Origin of the sequence: Henriciella sp., from assembly GCF_049649345.1 — a bacterium.
Classification (GTDB): Bacteria; Pseudomonadota; Alphaproteobacteria; order Caulobacterales; family Hyphomonadaceae; genus Henriciella.
Map to the genome: position 1 here is coordinate 1 of NZ_JBARZC010000605.1, position 3,346 is coordinate 3,346.

Below are 3,346 nucleotides of genomic sequence, written 5' to 3' on the forward strand. Positions count from 1 at the left end.
CGCGTCGGGGCAACGGCGTCGTAAAGCGCGGCTGTCGCTGTCGTCGGTCGCAGCGATGAACTGGCGTCGCGCTGGCTTTGCTGCAGGCTGGCGATGGCGGTTGAGACATTGCCATTTGCGGATGGCACGAAGCTTGTCACAATCGCCTGGGTGCGTGAGCGCAGCTCTGTTGCCTCTCTTTCCAGGGCGGATGTCTCCATCCAGACCGTACCCATCCACAGCACAATTGCGAGCCCTGCCATGGCGCCAACCATGCGCCAGCGCTCGATCCCCTTGAGCTCAAGCGAGCGCTTGACCCCGAAATCGCCCTGACGAAGCGAGATGTGAGCCGATGGCGTTTTCTCCGTATACCACTCGGCCAGCTTGGGCAGCAGGTGCTGATCCGGGTCGAAACCCTGATCGGTCGAGGACTGTCCCAGCCGGAGCGCCAGATTTTCTCCGTGTACCGCATCAAGGCTGTCAGCCGCGACAGACTTGATAAAGTCATCAGGCACATCACTGTCGCAGGCATAGGTGTGCTCGCCCTGTCTGAACAGGATCTCGCGGCCTGCATCGACCGCAATATTGCCAGCAGGGAGCAGCTCATGAGACGCAACCAGGTCCGCTTCGGGCAGGCCGTGACGCTGTAGAAGACCGGTCCATGCCCGCATGTCCTGAAGAGATGCAATCTGGAAAATGCGCGCACCCGTCTCGCCTGCCGGGCCGAGCGCAACATGGAGCTGCTCGACAGGCTGGGCGAGGTCGTCCTCGACAGCAAACAGCGCGGTGCGCCTCGCCTCTGCAGGCTTACGCGTGAGGATGTCGGCCTTGAAGCTCGTCACGCCGGTGCCCGGAACGAAGGCGACCGCAGACTCGCCGCGGCCAAACCGGCCAGCCGGGCGCTCATCGTCGACTACCCAATCGCCGCCTGAGCGCCAGGCGAAAAGCGGCGTCTCATCCGGGTTGGCCGGCAGGAGAATGAAAAGATCGGCCAAGATTATCCTTTTCGCTCCCTGTAGATCTGCTTCACAGGCGCAGCGCCCTCAATCTCGTAGATAAAGTCCAATACACGCCTCGTGCCGCGATACTCAATTGCTGCGCGCACACTTATATATCTCGACGTCAGAGAGATGCGCCTTTCGCGGCGCAATTCAGGTGAGATTTCCGCGATTTCAGGCAGGGCGAAAAAGTCTTCCGTCGTTGCCCATCCGCCGGGCGGGCGCTGAAACAGCACGTCGCGCGCGCGGGCCTCGTCGAGCGCGCCCGAAAAGGCAATCGACAGGAGCGGCGCCTCCGCCTCGGTCAGCGTATTGATATTGAGCGCGTGCTGGGCGTCTTCGGGATAGGCGCAGATCATCGGCTCGAGCGCCTCAAGCAGATCGGCCGACATGTAGCGAACTGAAAGGAGTTCGGACACGTCCTGTAGCGGCTGTCCGCTTGTGCGGTAATTGAGCCCCGGGCTCATATAGAAACTGTCTTCGGCGCCGCTGAGGCCCGGTGACTGATCGCGGTCGATCCAGTCTGTGATGCTGGCGACGAGGCTTTCGGAACGGGTAACGTCGCCAGCGACGGCAGAGATCAGAGCGCGAAGATCATCAGAGGGTGATTGCTCTGAACCAGCCCTCGCTCCGCCAGAGGCCCCCCGCTGGCGGGCAGCGCTCTGGCCGCGCACGGCGTTGATGTTGAGACAGTTGCTCGCATCGGTCACGACAATGGTGATGAGGCCGCCCTCGGCCTGGAATGCCATCGGCTCGCCGAGCCCTTCCATGCCAGCGACCAACCGGCCTTCGAGCGGCGTGACCACATCACCGAGAATGAGGCTGGCATAGTCTCCGGCAGAATGGGCGAGCCAGTCTGCCTGCGCGCTCGCATCGAGCGATTTTGCCCTGTTGGTGCTGGAGAGAACGGCCGCCGAGAGACCGACCGCAACAGCCGACATGGCCGCGACAATCATCAGTGTCGTGACGAGTGCAACACCCCTTTCGTTTTCACGGCCCCGGTGCATCATGACGGCATGCCTCCGACAAGACTGCTGATCGTCAGTGCACGACCATCCCGCAATACAATCTGCAGGTCGACAAGGTCCGGCAGAACATCTGCAGGAGGCGTGGTGGCACCTTCCCAATAGGCGGACGGCACGCCGTCGAGCCAGAATGTGAGCTCCACCGCCTCGACATCGCTAAGCAGGACGCGCCTGGCGATCGTCGTACTGGGGGAAGGATCTGGCCGCAGATAGGCCTCACGGACAAGCTCGCCCTCTTCGGTGACGATATATCTGACCGTCTGAAGACCGCTGCGCGCGATTGCCCTGTCCGGATTGATCCAGCCATTGCGCACGAAGCGGACCAGGGAGTCCGTCTGGTTCGTTTCGCCGCCGACAAGCGTCAGCGGTTCGCCCAGCCCGTCGAGGGGGACTGAGCCACGCGGCACGATGGATTCAAGATCGTCGCGGATGAAGGCTTGGGCGATATCGAGCTCGCGGATGACGGCTTCGCGGTCGCGCACCTGCTTTCCTGCCTCCGTCGCCCGGAGAAGCAGACTGCCGCCGGCAACCGCCAGAATGGACAGGATGAAAAGCGCGACCAGCGTCTCTGTCAGCGTGAAGCCTGCATTGGTGGGGGGGCGCGTGCGTGGCGTCATGGCTCCACCGCCCTCAGCGTGACGAGCCGTGCCTGCACCTGCTCCTGCCCGGACCGTCGCACCTGGACTTCAAGCCGCAGGAGATCCTCGCGGTCGGTCGGCATTACGGTCAGCGTCCAGTCATAGGCGCGGCCAAGCTGCTCTTCGCGGCCATTGGATTGCCCGATCTCGAGCGCCACCGGATCGGCAATCGTCCGTGAGAGGACGTTCTCGGCCGTCGTGCGGGCCAGAAGCCGGGACTCCAGGCGGCCGGTGTTGACCAGCGCGTCCGAGGCAAGCTGCATCAGCGGCACCGCGGCAAGCGACAAGACACCGAGCGCGGCAATCGTCTCGACAAGGCTGAACCCTCTGTCCTGTTTTCTCGCCCGATCAGGTCGCATCAGCCTGCTCCAGCCTGCCATCTTCGGTCAGGCGCAGCGCGAATGTAAGCGGGCCCGTATGCAGATCGAGGCGAACCGGCTCCGTCACGCCGAGAGGGTTGAAAACGATAACAGAGGGCGCGTCTTCGCTGCGGCGCTCGCCGCGCTCTCGGACAATTTCAAGTTCGGCATTGCGGGGCAGGCTGAACCCCGTACGGGCAACAGGTTGCCATTCGGCGCCCGTCCAGTTGACAACATCGAGCCGGTCTCCATTGATGGCGATGCCGAGCACCTCGCCTGTCATGATGGAGCGGTCACGGATCGCATCGATCGTGCCCTGGACGTCGCTCAGGGCCCGCTCATACGGG

Annotated in this window: 5 protein-coding genes; all 5 read right to left on the bottom strand. The window is 63.2% G+C overall.

Features of this window, described 5'->3' with window-relative positions; translation table 11 throughout:
* Window positions 1-974 (bottom strand): type II secretion system protein GspL (gene gspL, locus WA989_RS16860; RefSeq protein ID WP_424341642.1); only part of this gene is annotated, 974 nt, incomplete at its 3' end.
* Window positions 975-976: 2 nt separating this feature from the next.
* Window positions 977-1,987 carry a type II secretion system minor pseudopilin GspK gene (gspK, locus tag WA989_RS16865; RefSeq protein WP_424341643.1) on the bottom strand — a complete coding sequence of 337 codons (1,011 nt, stop codon included), beginning with the start codon at window positions 1,985-1,987 and terminating at the stop codon, window positions 977-979.
* On the bottom strand, window positions 1,984-2,619 hold the full coding sequence (gene gspJ / locus WA989_RS16870; protein ID WP_424341644.1) for a type II secretion system minor pseudopilin GspJ: 636 nt from the start codon (window positions 2,617-2,619) through the stop codon (window positions 1,984-1,986). Before gspJ ends, gspK begins: the two co-directional genes overlap by 4 nt.
* Window positions 2,616-2,999: a type II secretion system minor pseudopilin GspI gene (gspI, locus tag WA989_RS16875; RefSeq protein WP_424341645.1), complete on the bottom strand. Its 384-nt coding sequence runs from the start codon at window positions 2,997-2,999 to the stop codon at window positions 2,616-2,618. The genes gspJ and gspI overlap by 4 nt, the downstream gene beginning before the upstream one ends.
* Window positions 2,989-3,346: hypothetical protein (locus tag WA989_RS16880; RefSeq protein ID WP_424341646.1), on the bottom strand; the 358-nt coding region annotated here is incomplete at its 5' end. The genes WA989_RS16880 and gspI, both read right to left, overlap by 11 nt.

What these genes read in the sequence shown, in the direction of transcription:
- gspJ (WP_424341644.1), bottom strand. Translation starts at nt 2,619, where the DNA reads ATGACGCCACGCACGCGCCCCCCCACCAATGCAGGCTTCACGCTGACA.
- gspI (WP_424341645.1), bottom strand. Translation starts at nt 2,999, where the DNA reads ATGCGACCTGATCGGGCGAGAAAACAGGACAGAGGGTTCAGCCTTGTC.
- gspK (WP_424341643.1), bottom strand. Translation starts at nt 1,987, where the DNA reads ATGATGCACCGGGGCCGTGAAAACGAAAGGGGTGTTGCACTCGTCACG.